Origin of the sequence: Vibrio cholerae (assembly GCF_008369605.1) — a bacterium.
GTDB lineage: Bacteria > Pseudomonadota > Gammaproteobacteria > Enterobacterales > Vibrionaceae > Vibrio > Vibrio cholerae.
The window spans coordinates 2,850,657-2,870,000 of the sequence record NZ_CP043554.1; the positions used below are offsets into that span (position 1 = coordinate 2,850,657).

General features: G+C 48.8%; 8 protein-coding genes, 6 tRNA genes and 5 rRNA genes (1 of these 19 cut by a window edge). 6 read left to right on the plus strand and 13 right to left on the minus strand.

Features of this window, described 5'->3' with window-relative positions; translation table 11 throughout:
- Window positions 1-6: 6 nt before the first annotated feature.
- The 3 genes from F0316_RS13315 to F0316_RS13325 form a co-directional block, all read right to left on the minus strand.
- Window positions 7-83 (minus strand) — tRNA-Pro (locus F0316_RS13315).
- Between the two features lie 61 nt (window positions 84-144).
- Window positions 145-220, minus strand: a tRNA-His gene (locus F0316_RS13320).
- 35 nt (window positions 221-255) lie between these two features.
- Window positions 256-332: transfer RNA gene (locus F0316_RS13325), tRNA-Arg, on the minus strand.
- 289 nt (window positions 333-621) lie between these two features.
- Between F0316_RS13325 and F0316_RS13330 the strand changes: the two genes are divergently transcribed.
- On the plus strand, window positions 622-1,029 hold the full coding sequence (locus tag F0316_RS13330; protein ID WP_032479007.1) for a c-type cytochrome: 408 nt from the start codon (window positions 622-624) through the stop codon (window positions 1,027-1,029).
- A gap of 67 nt (window positions 1,030-1,096) precedes the next feature.
- Here F0316_RS13330 and rep read toward each other — a convergent pair whose 3' ends face one another.
- On the minus strand, window positions 1,097-3,112 hold the full coding sequence (rep, locus tag F0316_RS13335; RefSeq protein ID WP_149560547.1) for a DNA helicase Rep: 2,016 nt from the start codon (window positions 3,110-3,112) through the stop codon (window positions 1,097-1,099).
- A gap of 160 nt (window positions 3,113-3,272) precedes the next feature.
- Here rep and vexR point away from each other — a divergent pair, with 160 nt between their 5' ends.
- The 4 genes from vexR (at window position 3,273) to ubiK (ending at window position 8,468) form a co-directional block, all read left to right on the plus strand.
- The gene (gene vexR, locus F0316_RS13340; protein ID WP_001290345.1) at window positions 3,273-3,854 is read left to right on the plus strand and encodes a TetR family transcriptional regulator VexR; all 582 of its coding nucleotides are present in this window, start codon (window positions 3,273-3,275) and stop codon (window positions 3,852-3,854) included.
- An 18-nt stretch (window positions 3,855-3,872) separates the two neighbouring features.
- Window positions 3,873-4,979 (plus strand): multidrug efflux RND transporter periplasmic adaptor subunit VexA, encoded by a 1,107-nt coding sequence (vexA, locus tag F0316_RS13345; RefSeq protein WP_095467583.1) that lies wholly within the window; start codon window positions 3,873-3,875, stop codon window positions 4,977-4,979.
- Window positions 4,980-4,990: 11 nt separating this feature from the next.
- Window positions 4,991-8,101, plus strand: coding sequence for a multidrug efflux RND transporter permease subunit VexB (gene vexB / locus F0316_RS13350; RefSeq protein WP_001212849.1), 3,111 nt, complete (start codon window positions 4,991-4,993; stop codon window positions 8,099-8,101).
- A 115-nt stretch (window positions 8,102-8,216) separates the two neighbouring features.
- Window positions 8,217-8,468 (plus strand): ubiquinone biosynthesis accessory factor UbiK, encoded by a 252-nt coding sequence (gene ubiK / locus F0316_RS13355; protein WP_000458935.1) that lies wholly within the window; start codon window positions 8,217-8,219, stop codon window positions 8,466-8,468.
- A 126-nt stretch (window positions 8,469-8,594) separates the two neighbouring features.
- Here ubiK and ilvC read toward each other — a convergent pair whose 3' ends face one another.
- Entirely contained in the window at window positions 8,595-10,079 is a 1,485-nt protein-coding gene (ilvC, locus tag F0316_RS13360; protein ID WP_149560548.1) for a ketol-acid reductoisomerase, read from the minus strand.
- A 137-nt stretch (window positions 10,080-10,216) separates the two neighbouring features.
- Between ilvC and ilvY the strand changes: the two genes are divergently transcribed.
- A complete protein-coding gene (ilvY, locus tag F0316_RS13365) occupies window positions 10,217-11,113 on the plus strand; it encodes an HTH-type transcriptional activator IlvY (RefSeq protein WP_001022810.1) in 897 nt (298 codons plus the stop codon).
- Window positions 11,114-11,223: 110 nt separating this feature from the next.
- Here ilvY and F0316_RS13370 read toward each other — a convergent pair.
- From F0316_RS13370 to F0316_RS13405, 8 genes are all read right to left on the minus strand, one after another.
- Window positions 11,224-11,314 (minus strand) — tRNA-Ser (locus F0316_RS13370).
- Window positions 11,315-11,361: 47 nt separating this feature from the next.
- Window positions 11,362-11,477, minus strand: a 5S ribosomal RNA gene (rrf, locus tag F0316_RS13375).
- A 111-nt stretch (window positions 11,478-11,588) separates the two neighbouring features.
- Window positions 11,589-14,475: ribosomal RNA gene (locus F0316_RS13380) — 23S ribosomal RNA — on the minus strand.
- Window positions 14,476-14,762: 287 nt separating this feature from the next.
- Window positions 14,763-14,838 (minus strand) — tRNA-Ala (locus tag F0316_RS13385).
- A gap of 8 nt (window positions 14,839-14,846) precedes the next feature.
- A tRNA-Ile gene (locus tag F0316_RS13390) sits at window positions 14,847-14,923 on the minus strand.
- A 62-nt stretch (window positions 14,924-14,985) separates the two neighbouring features.
- Window positions 14,986-16,528 (minus strand): 16S ribosomal RNA (locus F0316_RS13395).
- A 341-nt stretch (window positions 16,529-16,869) separates the two neighbouring features.
- Window positions 16,870-16,985: ribosomal RNA gene (gene rrf, locus F0316_RS13400) — 5S ribosomal RNA — on the minus strand.
- A 129-nt stretch (window positions 16,986-17,114) separates the two neighbouring features.
- A 23S ribosomal RNA gene (locus tag F0316_RS13405) occupies window positions 17,115-19,344 on the minus strand (it continues 657 nt past the right edge of the window).
- The 16S, 23S and 5S rRNA genes sit together here with 3 tRNA genes alongside, the layout of an rRNA operon.

Genomic DNA, 19,344 nt, shown 5'->3' on the forward strand with positions numbered 1-19,344 from the left:
AATAAGTGGTCGGTGAAGAGGGATTCGAACCCCCGACCCTCTGGTCCCAAACCAGATGCGCTACCAAACTGCGCTATTCACCGACTATGTTTTGCTTAAGAGTCTCTCTTAAGACTGGAGATAATTGAATATCACCTAAGTAAATGGGGTGGCTAATGGGGCTCGAACCCACGACAACCGGAATCACAATCCGGGGCTCTACCAACTGAGCTATAGCCACCACTGAAATTCTTTACCGATATTCCCCGGGCGAAATGGCGCGCCCGAAAGGATTTGAACCTTCGACCTTTGGCTCCGGAGGCCAACGCTCTATCCAGCTGAGCTACGGGCGCATGCCCTATCGGCGGAGTGGAATAATACGTATATCACATTAGGGCGTCTAGTACTTTTTTTACTTTTTTTACTGTTTGACGCCTTTTTCATCAGATGCTTGCTACTATTCCCTTATAAAGGATGTGACTCACCGCCGGAAGATCGCAACTTGTTGTTTATTGCAACAACTTCTCAGGATATAATCACCCAAAATTTACATTGATTTAACAGCAATTACCGCCCGTTAAATTGAAACACTCTAAAAATAATAGGTAAGCAGCACTTACCTTCGGAATGTAAAGTGAGTTAATGGATATGTCTCGATCACTCTTAAGCGTACTGTTCGCTGCTCTAACATTTTCTACTGCAGCGTTTGCCACTACTGATGCCGAAAAAAATGCAATTGCAGAACGCATCAAACCCGTAGGTAATGTCTATCTTGCTGGCAGTGAGCCAGTTAAAGCAGAACCGACCGGACCACGTGAAGGCTCTCAAGTTTATGGGACTTTTTGTATTGCTTGTCACGCATCAGGGGTGAGTGGTGCGCCGAAAATTGGTAATGCGGCCGAATGGGGACCGCGTATCGCTCAAGGTAAAGATGTGCTGAAAAACCACGCGATTAATGGCTTCAATGCTATGCCAGCCAAAGGCACCTGTATGGATTGTTCGGACGATGAAATCGTTGCTGCGATTGAGCATATGATCGCAGGCCTGTAATAAGCGGGTTTACTATTCAATTAATTGATAATAAAGAAGGGCTTGTTTTGACAAGCCCTTCTTTATTTTACTTTTTAAACATCGCTCTTAAATTAGCGATATGCGCTTGGCCTTTGGCCATTCGCTCTTCCTGAGTAACGGTTTTTTTCTTCACTTCCCACTCAATATCCTCTTGCGGTAGCTCATCAAGAAAACGGCTTTGGGTGGGTTTAATCAGCTCACCAAACTGGCGGCGCTCTTTACACACCATAAAGGTCAGTTCACGCTGCGCGCGAGTGATACCGACATACATTAAGCGCCGCTCTTCCTCGACGTTCTCTTCATCAATGCTGGTTTGATGCGGCAAAATGCCCTCTTCAGCGCCAATCAAATACACGTACGGAAATTCTAAGCCCTTTGAGGCGTGCAGTGTCATCAGTTGTACCGCATCACTGTCATCGTTCTCTTCGCCACGCTCCATCATGTCGCGCAGAGTTAAACGCTGCACCACCTCTTTCAGAGTTTTCTCTTGCTGATCGGGATTATCGCCTTCCAAATCGGCCACGATCCATGAATAGAGATCGGAGACGTTTTTCATGCGCATTTCGGCCGCTTTCGGACTGGAAGAGGTCTCATACAGCCAATCTTCATAACGAATATCGCGCACCAACGCGCGTACGGCTTCCACCGTGTTACCACGCTCAGCATTATCAGCAATCGCCACCAACCATTCAGTGAAGCGGCGTAAGTTGTCTAGCCCTCGCCCACCTAAATGCTGCTCTAAGCCAAGTTCAAAACTCGCCGCAAATAGGCTTTTTCCTCGCATATTGGCGTAACTGCCTAACTTTTCGAGCGTAGCTGGGCCGATTTCACGCTTCGGTGTATTCACAATCCGTAAAAAAGCGTTGTCATCATCGGGGTTCACCAACACTCGCAGGTAAGCCATGATGTCTTTGATCTCTGCACGCGCAAAAAACGAAGTGCCGCCGGAAAGTTTGTACGGCACACGGTTTTGAGTCAGCGATTTTTCAATCAGTCGCGATTGATGGTTTCCGCGATAAAGAATCGCGTAATCTCGGTATTCGGTTCGATTGAGAAACTTATGGGCGATGATCTCGGCAGTAACTCGCTCAGCTTCATGATCTTCATTGTTCGCTAAAATAACTTTCAGCTTTTCACCTTCGGCTAATTCAGAAAATAGTGCTTTCTGATAAACGTGGGGGTTATTGGCAATTAAGATGTTCGCCGCACGCAAAATGCGGCTGGTCGAGCGGTAGTTTTGCTCGAGCTTAATCAGCTTTAAACTTGGAAAATCCTCCCCAAGTAACACCAAGTTTTGTGGTTTTGCACCGCGCCATGAATAAATGGATTGGTCATCATCTCCCACCACAGTCAAACGGCCACGCTCACCCACTAAGAGTTTGACCAACTCATATTGGCTGGTATTGGTATCTTGATATTCGTCCACCAACAAATAGCGAATCCGATTTCGCCAGCGTTGGCGTACTTCTTCATTGCTGCGTAGCAATAACACTGGTAACAAGATCAAATCATCGAAATCGAGCGCGTTGTAAGACTGCATCTGTTTTTGGTAAAGCTCAAAGCAGTGTGCAAAAAGCTGCTGCTGTTCCCCTTTCGCCATTGCCTTGGCTTGCGGCGGAGTCAGCATGTCATTTTTCCAGTTGGAAATGGTGCTCAGTAGCAAGCGCAGCAGATCTTTATCGCCATCGAGCTGCTTTTCAGTCAATTCTTTGAGTAGCGCGAGCTGATCTTGATCGTCAAACAGTGAAAAGCCCGCTTTAAGGCCGAGAGCCTTGAATTCACGGCGAATAATATTTAAGCCAAGGGTATGGAAGGTGGACACCATTAATCCGCGCGACTCACCTTTACCAAGCGTTTGAGCAACGCGCTCTTTCATTTCACGCGCCGCTTTATTGGTAAACGTAACCGCAGCAATATTGCGTGCTTTATAGCCACATTGCTGAACCAAATAGGCAATTTTATTGGTGATGACGCGTGTTTTACCCGAACCCGCCCCCGCCAATACCAGACAGGGTCCGGAGACGTACTTGACCGCTTCATCTTGTCTTGGGTTCAGCTTCATAGCACTCTCAATCCTCTTTATTTAGCCGCCAATAATAATCCGCTCACCGAGGATTACCAACAAAGAAACTGCCTTTACAAAAATTTACTGCACAAGTGTATTGCAAAACAGGGGGTATTAGCCGCTATAATGAACAACCGTTCATTTGCAGAGAAATGTGATGTCTGAAATAGTGTACGGCGATAAACAGCTCCAAATCCTTATCGCGGCTGAAAAACTGATTGCAGAACAGGGCTTTCAAGGGCTCTCGATGCATAAAGTGGCAAAAGCAGCGAATATGGCAACCGGAACGATTTATCGTTACTTCCGCGATAAAGATCATCTCTTGATTGAAGTGCGTTTGCACGTTAGTCAAAAAATCGCCGAAGCCGTACAAGCTAATCTGAGAGATGACATGTCTTTGCAAGAACGCTTCCGTACTATGTGGCTGAATATTTGGACGTTGGCTGGCTCTTGTCGTGACATTATCAGCAATCGAGTGCAGTATGAGTCTTTACCAACAACAACTTGTTGCAATGTAAGGGAACTAGAGCAAAAAATGTTTGCCAAAGTCGAACTGTTGTTCGACCAAGGAAAGCAGCAGGGAATTTTCAAACCTCTCGATAACCATCTTCTTTCTGCGTTGAGTTTTGAAACAACCGTCACTCTTGCTCGTCAATACGCTTTAGGTTTTTATCAACTGGATGATTCAACTCTCGATGCAATGATTCAAGCCAGTTGGGATGCAATTACTCAACACTAATTTGGAGTTCGCACCAGAATGAAAAAGTGGACATTTTTTATGTTGCTTATCGCGGTCCTGCTGTTTGGCAGCGTGATAGGTTTCAATCTTTTCAAACAACAGAAAATTGCCGAGTACCTCGCCAATCGTCCTGAGCCAGAATTTCCGGTTACCGTAGTGACCGCCAATCCGGTTGATTGGGTACCCGTGATTGAAGCGATCGGTTTTATTGAGCCGAATCAAGGTGTGACATTAACGACCGAAACGGCAGGGGTAATTGACCAAATTACGTTTGAATCGGGCACGCAAGTCGCAAAAGACCAACCTCTAGTGCTACTGGATTCAGCGGTAGAACGAGCCAATTTAAAAAGCACTGAAGCGCGCCTGCCTGCAGCGAAAGCCAAATATGAACGCTACAAGGGTCTGTTCGCTAAAGGTTCTATCTCTAAAGAGTCTTATGATGAAGCAGAAGCTAGCTACTATGCGCTCTCCGCTGATATTGAAAGCCTAAAAGCCACCATTGCTCGCCGTGAAATCAAAGCGCCTTTTGCTGGTGTGATCGGTATTCGTAATGTGTTCTTAGGTCAATATTTGCAGCCGGGTACAGATATTGTGCGCTTGGAAGATACCAGCGTGATGCGTCTGCGTTTTACCGTGCCACAAAGAGATATTTCGCGTATTTCACTGGATCAAGAAGTCGATATTTTTGTGGATGCTTATCCACAGACTTCATTTAAAGGCTCCATCTCGGCGATTGAACCTGCAGTGAGCGTACAAAGCGGCCTGATCCAAGTGCAAGCGGATATCCCAAATAGTGATGGCAAACTGCGAAGCGGTATGTTCGCGCGTGCCAACATCATTCTGCCTAAGCTGGAAAACCAAGTCACTCTGCCGCAAACCGCGATTACCTATACCCTCTACGGTGACAATGTTTACATTGTCACCGTAGAAAATGGTGAGAAGCGCGTCAAGCAACATGTCGTGAAAGTGGGTGAGCGCTCTGAATCTATTGCTCACATTCTGGAAGGCGTAAAACCGGGTGATGTGGTTGTCACGACAGGTCAAGTACGTCTGAGTAACGGTGCTAAAGTTCGTATCGTCGAAAGTGATGCGACTACACCACCAGCAGAAACCCCAATGCTGTAAGCGGAGGCATCATGCGCTTTACTGATGTTTTTATAAAACGTCCAGTTTTAGCGGTATCGATCAGCTTTTTGATTGTGTTGCTTGGTCTACAAGCCATTTTCAAAATGCAGGTGCGTGAATACCCTGAAATGACCAACACCGTAATTACGGTGAGCACCGGCTATTACGGTGCCAGTGCCGATTTGATTCAAGGTTTTATTACTCAACCCTTGGAACAAGCGGTAGCACAGGCGGATAACATTGATTTTATGACGTCACAGTCCGTGTTGGGTCGCTCGACCATCACAGTGACCATGAAATTGAATACGGATCCCAACGCCGCGTTATCTGACGTTCTGGCCAAGACCAACTCAGTTCGCTCGCAGCTGCCTAAAGAAGCAGAAGATCCGACCGTCACCATGTCGACCGGTTCAACCACTGCGGTTCTGTATATTGGTTTCACCAGTAATGAATTGGCATCCAGCCAAATCACTGATTACCTAGAGCGCGTGGTTAATCCACAGCTTTACGCAGTCAATGGTGTGTCAAGTATCGATCTGTATGGCGGTATGAAATACGCGCTCCGGGTATGGCTCGATCCAGCCAAAATGGCGGCACTAAACCTCTCCGCAGCGGATGTGATGAGCATTCTGAATGCCAACAACTATCAGTCAGCGACCGGTCAGGCGATTGGTGAATTCGTTCTTTATAACGGCAGCGCCGATACCCAAGTCTCCACTGTGGAAGATTTGGAAAGTCTGGTGGTGAAAGCTGAGAAAGGTACCGTGACTCGCCTAGGTGATATCGCGAAAGTTACCTTGGCTAAGAGCCATGATACCTATCGCGCGAGTGCTAATGGCCGTGAAGCGGTCGTTGCCGCGATTAACGCGGCCCCAAGTGCGAACCCGATCAACATCGCCAAAGATGTGCTTGAGATGCTGCCTGAGCTGCAGAAAAACATGCCAAGCAACATTGAAATGAACGTGTTGTACGACTCAACGGTTGCGATCAATGAATCGATCCACGAGGTTATCAAAACCATCGTAGAAGCGGCGCTGATCGTTCTGGTCGTGATCACTCTGTTCTTGGGTTCACTGCGTGCCGTACTCATCCCAATTGTCACTATCCCGCTTTCACTGATTGGTGTTGCGATGGTGATGCAGATGATGGGCTTCTCTTGGAACCTAATGACGCTACTGGCAATGGTTCTGGCGATCGGCCTTGTGGTTGACGATGCGATCGTCGTTCTAGAGAACGTTGACCGCCATATCAAAGAAGGGGAATCTCCTTTCCGCGCGGCGATCATCGGTACCCGTGAAATTGCCATCCCAGTTATTGCGATGACGCTGACGTTGGGTGCGGTCTATGCGCCGATTGCCTTGATGGGCGGTATCACCGGCTCACTGTTTAAAGAGTTTGCGCTCACACTGGCTGGTTCTGTTTTTGTATCCGGTATTGTTGCATTGACTCTGTCGCCGATGATGTGTTCAAAGATGCTCAAAGCCAATGAAGCGCCGAACAAATTTGAACTGAAAGTGCACCATTTACTGGATCGCATGACGGCACGCTATGAACGCATGCTGACCGCGGTGATGGCTCATCGCCCTGTGGTTATTGCCTTTGCGTTTATCGTTTTTGCAAGTTTACCAATGCTGTTTAAGTTCATTCCAAGTGAGCTTGCACCGTCGGAAGATAAAGGGGTAATCATGCTGATGGGTACAGGCCCATCGAATGCCAACCTCGATTATCTGGCGAATACGATGGATGATGTGAATAAAATTCTGTCTGATCAGCCAGAAGTTCAGTTCGCTCAGGTGTTTACTGGTGTTCCTAACTCAAACCAGGCGTTTGGTATTGCGTCAATGGTGCCATGGAGCCAGCGTGAAGCTAGCCAAGCCACAGTAACCAACCGCGTGGGTACCTTGGTACAAGATATCCCTGGTATGGCGGTAACGGCATTCCAGATGCCAGAACTGCCTGGTGCAGGCTCTGGCTTACCGATCCAATTTGTGATCACCACACCAAGCAACTTTGAAAGCTTGTTTACGATCGCCACCGATGTGCTGACCGAAGTCAAAGCCAATCCGATGTTCGTCTACTCGGATCTGGATCTGAACTTCGATTCGGCAACGATGAAGATCAATATCGACAAAGATAAAGCCGGTGCCTACGGCGTGACCATGCAAGATATTGGCATCACGCTCAGCACCATGATGGCCGACGGTTATGTCAACCGTATCGACCTCAACGGCCGCTCTTACGAAGTGATCCCGCAAGTGGAACGTAAATGGCGTCTCAACCCTGAATCGATGAACAGCTACTACGTTCGCGCAGCAGATGGCAAAGTGATCCCACTCGGTAGCCTAGTGACGATTGATGTGGTTGCAGAACCTCGCTCGCTACCCCACTTCAACCAGCTCAACTCTGCCACCGTAGGTGCGGTGCCAGCACCGGGCACGGCTATGGGGGATGCCATCAACTGGTTTGAGAATTTGGCAAGCAGCAAACTGCCTAAAGGCTATAGCCATGACTACATGGGTGAAGCTCGTCAGTATGTGACCGAAGGTAGCGCGCTGTATGCCACATTTGGCCTAGCGCTGGCGATCATCTTCTTGGTGTTGGCGATTCAGTTTGAATCTCTCAGAGATCCTTTGGTTATCATGGTCTCTGTACCACTCGCCATTTGTGGTGCCTTGATCGCACTGGCTTGGGGTACGGCAACCATGAATATCTACTCGCAGGTTGGCTTGATCACACTGGTCGGCCTTATCACTAAACACGGTATTTTGATCTGTGAAGTGGCCAAAGAGGAGCAGTTACACAACAAACTCAGCCGGATTGAGGCTGTCATGCATGCCGCTAAAGTGCGTCTGCGCCCAATCCTAATGACCACTGCAGCAATGATCGCAGGCCTGATCCCACTGATGTACGCCACCGGTGCAGGGGCTGCACAGCGCTTCAGTATCGGTATTGTTATCGTCTCTGGTCTGGCAATTGGTACCTTGTTTACTCTGTTTGTACTGCCGGTGATTTACAGCTACCTTGCAGAGAAACACAAACCACTACCGGTGTTTGTTGAGGATAAAGATCTGGAGAAATTGGCCCGCATTGATGAAGCCAAAGCGGCTCATCGTCAGCTGTAATCCAATATTCAGTCTCATCACAAAAGGCCATTTCGATGGCCTTTTTTATTATCCAATCTAACGACATCCCTAGCTGAATTGCATAGAATGTTGGCAACTTAACAGGAGAATTACTATGTTTGATGCCAAAAAACTCGAGCAGATCGCCAAGCAAATCCATGAAGCCATGCCACAACCCGTGAAAGAACTGGGTGCTGATGTAGAACAGAAAGTGCGTCAGGTCATTCAAGGCCAACTGAACAAACTGGATGTGGTCAGCCGCGAAGAGTTTGATGTGCAAACTCAAGTGCTGTTACGCACTCGCCAAAAGCTCACTGAGTTAGAGCAGAAAATGGCTGAGCTTGAAGCCAAATTAGCGGATAAATAAGCGCTGAGTTCATACAGTAAACACGCCACTTAGCACTCAATAAAGAAAGGCTTAGTCATTCGACTAAGCCTTCTTGGTTTTTATTATAGTGTGTTGTTGTGTTTGCTTTGGAAATCAATTTAGGGATTAATCACCCACGGCGATGCGCTTCATGTCTTTCATGTAACCGCGCAGCTCTTCACCGATATACTCAACCGGATGGTTACGGATGATGCTGTTTACTTCGATAAGCGTTGCGTTATCAACTTGATTAGAGACCACGCCTAATCCTTTACCAATCACATCGATGCCCACTTTCGGCATAAACTTTTCACGCAGCAGTGGTACCGCCACATTGGCAAACAGATAATTACCGTACTCTGCGGTGTCAGAGATTACCACGTTCATTTCATACAGACGCTTACGCGCTACCGTATTGGCAATCAGTGGGAGTTCGTGCAGTGATTCATAGTAAGCCGACTCATCGATGATGCCTGAAGCCGTCATCGCTTCAAACGCCAACTCAACCCCAGCACGCACCATGGCAATCATCAAAATACCGTTATCAAAGTATTCTTGCTCAGCAATTTTTACGTCGGTTGTTGGATAGTTTTCAAAGGCCGTTTCAGCGGTTTCTGCACGCCAGCCGAATAAGTCTTTATCATCATTCGCCCAATCCGCCATCATGGTGCTAGAGAAGTGGCCAGAAATGATGTCATCCATATGCTTGTTGTACAGCGGGCGCATCAGATCTTTCAACTCTTCAGACAGCTCAAACGCTTTGATTTTTGCAGGGTTAGACAGGCGATCCATCATATGAGTAATACCGCCAAACTTGAGTGCTTCGGTAATGGTTTCCCAACCAAATTGCAAAAGCTTGCCCGCATAACCAGGATCGATGCCATCAGCAACCATTTTCTCGTAACAAACGATAGAGCCCGCTTGCAGCATGCCGCAGAGAATGGTTTGCTCACCCATCAAGTCAGATTTCACTTCCGCCACAAAAGAAGAAGCTAAACAACCAGCATGATGGCCACCCGTTGCCGCAGCCCACGCTTTAGCAATTTCCCAACCTTCACCTTGCGGATCGTTTTCAGGGTGTACCGCGATGAGAGTAGGAACGCCAAAACCGCGCTTATACTCTTCACGAACTTCCGTACCCGGACATTTTGGTGCCACCATCACAACCGTGATGTCTTTACGGATTTGCATGCCCTCTTCAACGATATTAAAACCGTGTGAGTAACCCAAGGCAGCACCTTGCTTCATCAGAGGCATCACCGCATTGACCACACTGGTGTGCTGCTTATCTGGCGTCAAGTTAATCACCAAATCTGCGGTTGGGATGAGTTGCTCATAACTACCCACGTTGAAGCCATTATTCTTGGCATTCTTAAATGACTGACGCTGTTCATCAATCGCAGCCTGACGCAGAGCGTAAGAAACATCCAAACCTGAATCACGCATATTGAGGCCTTGGTTTAGGCCTTGAGCCCCACAGCCCACGATCACCACTTTCTTACCTTTTAGGTAGTCAGCTTCGGTTGCAAACTCTTCTCGCGCCATAAAACGGCAACGACCAAGTTGATCCAACTGTTCACGCAGGTTCAGCGTATTGAAATAATTCGCCATGAGGGTGCTCCTTAATAAGTGATTCCGTTAAGTCGGTGCGATATGACCGAATAAACTCATACTAAGCCAGAGACAAAATTGCGCAAAGTGATATATTCACAACTAGTTATTGCAACAAATGCAACATAGGAACTTTTGTGAACATCAAAACTCTGCAGCTATTCATGCATCTATGTGACTGCAAAAATTTCAGTAAAACCGCTTCTGCAATGCATCTCAGCCCTTCCGCACTCAGTCGGCAGATACAGAAGCTGGAGCAAGATTTAGGTCACACACTTTTTCTGCGCGACAACCGCAGTGTTGAACTCACTCCCGCAGCCCACCAATTACTGCCCGTTGCGGCACGCATCATTCACGACTGGCGACAATTCACTACCGAACTCAACGATCACAGCCAAGAACTGCGAGGAGAGATAAAGCTATTCTGCTCTGTTACGGCCAGTTATAGCCACTTACCTGAGCTTCTCAGCTCGTTTCGCCTCAAACATCCTTATATCGAATTTAAACTGTTAACAGGCGATCCGGCACAAGCGATCGATAAAATCCTGCACGATGAAGCGGATATAGCAATTTCTGCGATGCCTGAACAACTGCCAAGCCGCATTGAATTCGCCACAATCAGTGAGATCCCTCTTTCCGTCATCGCACCACTTGGGATCAGCAGCTTTATGGATGAGCTACAAAAAGAGCAGCCTGATTGGAATGAAATTCCGTTTATTGTCCCAGAGTCGGGAACCGCGCGCGATAGAGCCAATATCTGGTTTAAGCAAATGAAGATAAAACCCAATATCTATGCTCAGATCGCAGGACATGAAGCGATTGTTAGCTTGGTGGCTCTTGGATGTGGAGTAGGGATTGCTCCGGATGTGGTTATCAATAACAGCCCTGTGCGTGACAAGATCCAGCGCTTAAGCGTCACCCCCATCAAACCCTTTATGCTCGGTGTTTGCTGCAAGCGTTCACAGTTAGATAATCCGCTTGTCCAAGCACTGTGGCGGGTCGTTTCGGCAAAGAAAAGCGTTGTTGATAAATAAAGAACTTTAGAAGAATAGGTTATCTGTACTGTATCGATAATCTAGATATTGAAAATCAAGATGACAGAATGCAAAAAGGCCGCTGAGTTGTCAGCGGCCTTTCTTAATGGTGGCGGAGAGATAGGGATTTGAACCCTAGGATAGCTATTAACCATCGCCGGTTTTCAAGACCGGTGCTTTCAACCACTCAGCCATCTCTCCGCAAATTTTGTGCTAATAGCGTGGTGACACTATCAGCGAGATTAAAAGCCTGGCGATGTTCTACTCTCACATGGGGAGACCCCACACTACCATCGACGCTGTTTCGTTTCACTTCTGAGTTCGGGATGGAATCAGGTGGGTCCAAAACGCTATGGTCGCCAAGCAAATTCTTTCTCTCTATTTCTAGAGAGTAATCTGAAAAGCTGTCTTTGTTCTCTCAACACATTCTTATGCGCTTAGCTTTGAGTCCACTACAAAACCCCTTGGGTGTTGTATGGTTAAGCCTCACGGGCAATTAGTACAGGTTAGCTCAACGCCTCACAACGCTTACACACCCTGCCTATCAACGTTCTAGTCTCGAACAACCCTTTAGGATACTTAAAGTATCAGGGAAGACTCATCTCAGGGCTTGCTTCGCGCTTAGATGCTTTCAGCGCTTATCAATTCCGAACTTAGCTACCGGGCAATGCGTCTGGCGACACAACCCGAACACCAGAGGTTCGTCCACTCCGGTCCTCTCGTACTAGGAGCAGCCCCCTTCAATCTTCCAACGCCCACGGCAGATAGGGACCGAACTGTCTCACGACGTTCTAAACCCAGCTCGCGTACCACTTTAAATGGCGAACAGCCATACCCTTGGGACCGACTTCAGCCCCAGGATGTGATGAGCCGACATCGAGGTGCCAAACACCGCCGTCGATATGAACTCTTGGGCGGTATCAGCCTGTTATCCCCGGAGTACCTTTTATCCGTTGAGCGATGGCCCTTCCATACAGAACCACCGGATCACTATGACCTGCTTTCGCACCTGCTCGAACCGTCATTCTCGCAGTTAAGCGGGCTTATGCCATTGCACTAACCTCACGATGTCCAACCGTGATTAGCCCACCTTCGTGCTCCTCCGTTACTCTTTGGGAGGAGACCGCCCCAGTCAAACTACCCACCAGGCACTGTCCTCAACCCAGATAATGGGTCTAAGTTAGAACATCAAACATACAAGGGTGGTATTTCAAGGACGGCTCCAACGCAACTGGCGTCACGTCTTCATAGCCTCCCACCTATCCTACACATGTAGGTTCAATGTTCAGTGCCAAGCTGTAGTAAAGGTTCACGGGGTCTTTCCGTCTAGCCGCGGGTACACTGCATCTTCACAGCGATTTCAATTTCACTGAGTCTCGGGTGGAGACAGCGTGGCCATCATTACGCCATTCGTGCAGGTCGGAACTTACCCGACAAGGAATTTCGCTACCTTAGGACCGTTATAGTTACGGCCGCCGTTTACCGGGGCTTCGATCAAGAGCTTCGCTTGCGCTAACCCCATCAATTAACCTTCCGGCACCGGGCAGGCGTCACACCGTATACGTCATCTTGCGATTTTGCACAGTGCTGTGTTTTTAATAAACAGTTGCAGCCACCTGGTATCTGCGACTCTCGTCAGCTCCATCCGCGAGGGACTTCACCATCAAGAGCGTACCTTCTCCCGAAGTTACGGTACCATTTTGCCTAGTTCCTTCACCCGAGTTCTCTCAAGCGCCTTGGTATTCTCTACCCGACCACCTGTGTCGGTTTGGGGTACGATTCCTGACTATCTGAAGCTTAGAGGCTTTTCCTGGAAGCATGGCATCAATGACTTCACTGCCGTAGCAGCTCGACGTCGTGTCTCAGCCTTAGAGAGAGCCGGATTTACCTAACTCTCAAGCCTACGCACTTGAACCAGGACAACCGTCGCCTGGCCCACCTAGCCTTCTCCGTCCCCCCATCGCAATAGTCAGAAGTACGGGAATATTAACCCGTTTCCCATCGATTACGCCTTTCGGCCTCACCTTAGGGGTCGACTCACCCTGCCCCGATTAACGTTGGACAGGAACCCTTGGTCTTCCGGCGAGGAGGTTTTTCACCCCCTTTGTCGTTACTCATGTCAGCATTCGCACTTCTGATACCTCCAGCAAACCTTACGATTCACCTTCAACGGCTTACAGAACGCTCCCCTACCCAATATCTAAAAGATATTGCCGCAGCTTCGGTGTATTGCTTAGCCCCGTTACATCTTCCGCGCAGGCCGACTCGACTAGTGAGCTATTACGCTTTCTTTAAATGATGGCTGCTTCTAAGCCAACATCCTAGCTGTCTGAGCCTTCCCACATCGTTTCCCACTTAGCAATACTTTGGGACCTTAGCTGGCGGTCTGGGTTGTTTCCCTCTCCACGACGGACGTTAGCACCCGCCGTGTGTCTCCCGGATAGTACTTACTGGTATTCGGAGTTTGCAAAGGGTTGGTAAGTCGGGATGACCCCCTAGCCTTAACAGTGCTCTACCCCCAGTAGTATTCGTCCGAGGCGCTACCTAAATAGCTTTCGGGGAGAACCAGCTATCTCCGAGTTTGATTGGCCTTTCACCCCTAGCCACAAGTCATCCGCTAATTTTTCAACATTAGTCGGTTCGGTCCTCCAGTTGATGTTACTCAACCTTCAACCTGCCCATGGCTAGATCACCCGGTTTCGGGTCTATATCCAGAGACTGAGCGCCCAGTTAAGACTCGCTTTCGCTACGGCTCCCCTATACGGTTAACCTTGCCACTGAATATAAGTCGCTGACCCATTATACAAAAGGTACGCAGTCACACCACGAAGGTGCTCCTACTGCTTGTACGTACACGGTTTCAGGTTCTATTTCACTCCCCTCACAGGGGTTCTTTTCGCCTTTCCCTCACGGTACTGGTTCACTATCGGTCAGTCAGGAGTATTTAGCCTTGGAGGATGGTCCCCCCATATTCAGACAGGATATCACGTGTCCCGCCCTACTCGATTTCACGCTCGATGAAGCGTCGGTTACGGGGCTATCACCCTGTATCGCCAAGCTTTCCAGCTTGTTCACCTACTTCACCGAGTGCTTAAGGGCTAATCCAGGTTCGCTCGCCGCTACTACCGGAATCTCGGTTGATTTCTTCTCCTCGGGGTACTTAGATGTTTCAGTTCCCCCGGTTTGCTCTGTTAACCTATGTATTCAGTTAACAGTAACTGCTTATGCAGTTGGGTTTCCCCATTCGGAAATCGCAGACTCAAACGGCTCTTACTGCCTTATCTGCGCTTATCGCAAGTTAGTACGTCCTTCATCGCCTCTGACTGCCCAGGCATCCACCGTGTACGCTTAGTCACTTAACCATACAACCCGAAGGAGTTTCGGGTTGTTGTTTAAACAACCTAAGTTGTCTCGCGTTTAATTTACATGAGTGCGAGACAGATTTTGCCGGACTCAAATTTGAACAAGACCGAAGTCTTATTCGATACCAAGCACACTTGAATGTGTTGTTGGTGTTTATCTTTCGATAAACATTGAGAACTTTACAAACAACAATAATTTGTTGTTTTGTCAGCTTTCCAAATTGTTAAAGAGCAAGATTTTCTAATGAAAACCATTTTTAAACATTCTCAGTGAAAACGCTTAAAGATGGTGGAGTTATGCGGGATCGAACCGCAGACCTCCTGCGTGCAAGGCAGGCGCTCTCCCAGCTGAGCTATAACCCCATCGTTAGTGGTGGGTCTGAGTGGACTCGAACCACCGACCTTACGCTTATCAGGCGTACGCTCTAACCACCTGAGCTACAGACCCACTTAATGCTCAAATCTAAACCGAATCAATCTGTGTGGACACTCATCACGATAATCTTCGTGTAAGGAGGTGATCCAGCGCCAGGTTCCCCTAGCGCTACCTTGTTACGACTTCACCCCAGTCATGAACCACAAAGTGGCAAGCGTCCTCCCGAAGGTTAAACTACCTGCTTCTTTTGCAGCCCACTCCCATGGTGTGACGGGCGGTGTGTACAAGGCCCGGGAACGTATTCACCGCAACATTCTGATTTGCGATTACTAGCGATTCCGACTTCATGGAGTCGAGTTGCAGACTCCAATCCGGACTACGACGTACTTTGTGAGATTCGCTCCACCTCGCGGTATCGCTGCCCTCTGTATACGCCATTGTAGCACGTGTGTAGCCCTACTCGTAAGGGCCATGATGACTTGACGTCGTCCCCACCTTCCTCCGGTTTATCACCGGCAGTCTCCCTGGAGTTCCCACCATTACGTGCTGGCAAACAAGGATAAGGGTTGCGCTCGTTGCGGGACTTAACCCAACATTTCACAACACGAGCTGACGACAGCCATGCAGCACCTGTCTCAGAGCTCCCGAAGGCACTCCAGCGTCTCCGCTAGATTCTCTGGATGTCAAGAGTAGGTAAGGTTCTTCGCGTTGCATCGAATTAAACCACATGCTCCACCGCTTGTGCGGGCCCCCGTCAATTCATTTGAGTTTTAATCTTGCGACCGTACTCCCCAGGCGGTCTACTTAACGCGTTAGCTCCGAAAGCCACGCCTCTAGGGCACAACCTCCAAGTAGACATCGTTTACGGCGTGGACTACCAGGGTATCTAATCCTGTTTGCTCCCCACGCTTTCGCATCTGAGTGTCAGTATCTGTCCAGGGGGCCGCCTTCGCCACCGGTATTCCTTCAGATCTCTACGCATTTCACCGCTACACCTGAAATTCTACCCCCCTCTACAGTACTCTAGCTTGTCAGTTTCAAATGCGATTCCTAGGTTGAGCCCAGGGCTTTCACATCTGACTTAACAAACCACCTGCATGCGCTTTACGCCCAGTAATTCCGATTAACGCTTGCACCCTCCGTATTACCGCGGCTGCTGGCACGGAGTTAGCCGGTGCTTCTTCTGTAGGTAACGTCAAATGATTAAGGTATTAGCTTAACCACCTTCCTCCCTACTGAAAGTACTTTACAACCCGAAGGCCTTCTTCATACACGCGGCATGGCTGCATCAGGCTTGCGCCCATTGTGCAATATTCCCCACTGCTGCCTCCCGTAGGAGTCTGGACCGTGTCTCAGTTCCAGTGTGGCTGATCATCCTCTCAGACCAGCTAGGGATCGTCGCCTTGGTGAGCCCTTACCTCACCAACTAGCTAATCCCACCTGGGCATATCCGGTAGCGCAAGGCCCGAAGGTCCCCTGCTTTGCTCTTGCGAGGTTATGCGGTATTAGCCATCGTTTCCAATGGTTATCCCCCTCTACCGGGCAATTTCCCAGGCATTACTCACCCGTCCGCCGCTCGCCACCCAAGGAACAAGTTCCTCTGTGCTGCCGCTCGACTTGCATGTGTTAGGCCTGCCGCCAGCGTTCAATCTGAGCCATGATCAAACTCTTCAATTAAAAGTTTTGTGAAGCTTTCGCTTCGGCTCAATGAATACTTATACTATCTTTCGATAGTGAATTGACTGTGCTGAATGATTGCTCATTCAAATGGTCACTCAGTTCATTGATAAATCTTTTTTGATTATCATCAACGAGTGCCCACACAGATTGATTGGTTTATATTGTTAAAGAGCTTGGCTTTCAGTGCCTTAGCACGTCAGCGAGGTGCGTATAATACGCTTCCCACTTTGAAAGTCAACATAAAACTCTAAAATTTTTTATAGCTTTATGGTGACTCGTCTATTGCTAGACCAGTCGGACCTTTTGTCTTCACTTTTAAAAAGTGAAAATAAATAGGAGCCTGGCGATGTTCTACTCTCACATGGGGAGACCCCACACTACCATCGACGCTGTTTCGTTTCACTTCTGAGTTCGGGATGGAATCAGGTGGGTCCAAAACGCTATGGTCGCCAAGCAAATTCTGTTTTTGATTTCACTTTTTCTTAAAAAGTGATAACCAACAATTCTGGAAAGCTGTTTTCGTTCTCACACACATTCTTATGCGCTTAGCTTTGAGTCCACTACAAAACCCCTTGGGTGTTGTATGGTTAAGCCTCACGGGCAATTAGTACAGGTTAGCTCAACGCCTCACAACGCTTACACACCCTGCCTATCAACGTTCTAGTCTCGAACAACCCTTTAGGATACTTAAAGTATCAGGGAAGACTCATCTCAGGGCTCGCTTCGCGCTTAGATGCTTTCAGCGCTTATCAATTCCGAACTTAGCTACCGGGCAATGCGTCTGGCGACACAACCCGAACACCAGAGGTTCGTCCACTCCGGTCCTCTCGTACTAGGAGCAGCCCCCTTCAATCTTCCAACGCCCACGGCAGATAGGGACCGAACTGTCTCACGACGTTCTAAACCCAGCTCGCGTACCACTTTAAATGGCGAACAGCCATACCCTTGGGACCGACTTCAGCCCCAGGATGTGATGAGCCGACATCGAGGTGCCAAACACCGCCGTCGATATGAACTCTTGGGCGGTATCAGCCTGTTATCCCCGGAGTACCTTTTATCCGTTGAGCGATGGCCCTTCCATACAGAACCACCGGATCACTATGACCTGCTTTCGCACCTGCTCGAACCGTCATTCTCGCAGTTAAGCGGGCTTATGCCATTGCACTAACCTCACGATGTCCAACCGTGATTAGCCCACCTTCGTGCTCCTCCGTTACTCTTTGGGAGGAGACCGCCCCAGTCAAACTACCCACCAGGCACTGTCCTCAACCCAGATAATGGGTCTAAGTTAGAACATCAAACATACAAGGGTGGTATTTCAAGGACGGCTCCAACGCAACTGGCGTCACGTCTTCATAGCCTCCCACCTATCCTACACATGTAGGTTCAATGTTCAGTGCCAAGCTGTAGTAAAGGTTCACGGGGTCTTTCCGTCTAGCCGCGGGTACACTGCATCTTCACAGCGATTTCAATTTCACTGAGTCTCGGGTGGAGACAGCGTGGCCATCATTACGCCATTCGTGCAGGTCGGAACTTACCCGACAAGGAATTTCGCTACCTTAGGACCGTTATAGTTACGGCCGCCGTTTACCGGGGCTTCGATCAAGAGCTTCGCTTGCGCTAACCCCATCAATTAACCTTCCGGCACCGGGCAGGCGTCACACCGTATACGTCATCTTGCGATTTTGCACAGTGCTGTGTTTTTAATAAACAGTTGCAGCCACCTGGTATCTGCGACTCTCGTCAGCTCCATCCGCGAGGGACTTCACCATCAAGAGCGTACCTTCTCCCGAAGTTACGGTACCATTTTGCCTAGTTCCTTCACCCGAGTTCTCTCAAGCGCCTTGGTATTCTCTACCCGACCACCTGTGTCGGTTTGGGGTACGATTCCTAACTATCTGAAGCTTAGAGGCTTTTCCTGGAAGCATGGCATCAATGACTTCACTGCCGTAGCAGCTCGACGTCGTGTCTCAGCCTTAAAGAGAGCCGGATTTACCTAACTCTCAAGCCTACGCACTTGAACCAGGACAACCGTCGCCTGGCCCACCTAGCCTTCTCCGTCCCCCCATCGCAATAGTCAGAAGTACGGGAATATTAACCCGTTTCCCATCGATTACGCCTTTCGGCCTCACCTTAGGGGTCGACTCACCCTGCCCCGATTAACGTTGGACAGGAACCCTTGGTCTTCCGGCGAGGAGGTTTTTCACCCCCTTTGTCGTTACTCATGTCAGCATTCGCACTTCTGATACCTCCAGCAAACCTTACGATTCACCTTCAACGGCTTACAGAACGCTCCCCTACCCAATGTCTAAAAGACATTGCCGCAGCTTCGGTGTATTGCTTAGCCCCGTTACATCTTCCGCGCAGGCCGACTCGACTAGTGAGCTATTACGCTTTCTTTAAATGATGGCTGCTTCTAAGCCAACATCCTAGCTGTCTGAGCCTTCCCACATCGTTTCCCACTTAGCAATACTTTGGGACCTTAGCTGGCGGTCTGGGTTGTTTCCCTCTCCACGACGGACGTTAGCACCCGCCGTGTGTCTCCCGGATAGTACTTACTGGTATTCGGAGTTTGCAAAGGGTTGGTAAGTCGGGATGACCCCCTAGCCTTAACAGTGCTCTACCCCCAGTAGTATTCGTCCGAGGCGCTACCTAAATAGCTTTCGGGGAGAACCAGCTATCTCCGAGTTTGATTGGCCTTTCACCCCTAGCCACAAGTCATCCGCTAATTTTTCAACATTAGTCGGTTCGGTCCTCCAGTTGATGTTACTCAACCTTCAACCTGCCCATGGCTAGATCACCCGGTTTCGGGT

Coding starts and splice junctions, on each gene's coding strand:
- vexA (WP_095467583.1), top strand. CDS start 3,873: ATGAAAAAGTGGACATTTTTTATGTTGCTTATCGCGGTCCTGCTGTTT.
- vexR (WP_001290345.1), top strand. CDS start 3,273: ATGTCTGAAATAGTGTACGGCGATAAACAGCTCCAAATCCTTATCGCG.
- ilvC (WP_149560548.1), bottom strand. CDS start 10,079: ATGGCGAATTATTTCAATACGCTGAACCTGCGTGAACAGTTGGATCAA.
- vexB (WP_001212849.1), top strand. CDS start 4,991: ATGCGCTTTACTGATGTTTTTATAAAACGTCCAGTTTTAGCGGTATCG.
- rep (WP_149560547.1), bottom strand. CDS start 3,112: ATGAAGCTGAACCCAAGACAAGATGAAGCGGTCAAGTACGTCTCCGGA.
- ubiK (WP_000458935.1), top strand. CDS start 8,217: ATGTTTGATGCCAAAAAACTCGAGCAGATCGCCAAGCAAATCCATGAA.
- F0316_RS13330 (WP_032479007.1), top strand. CDS start 622: ATGGATATGTCTCGATCACTCTTAAGCGTACTGTTCGCTGCTCTAACA.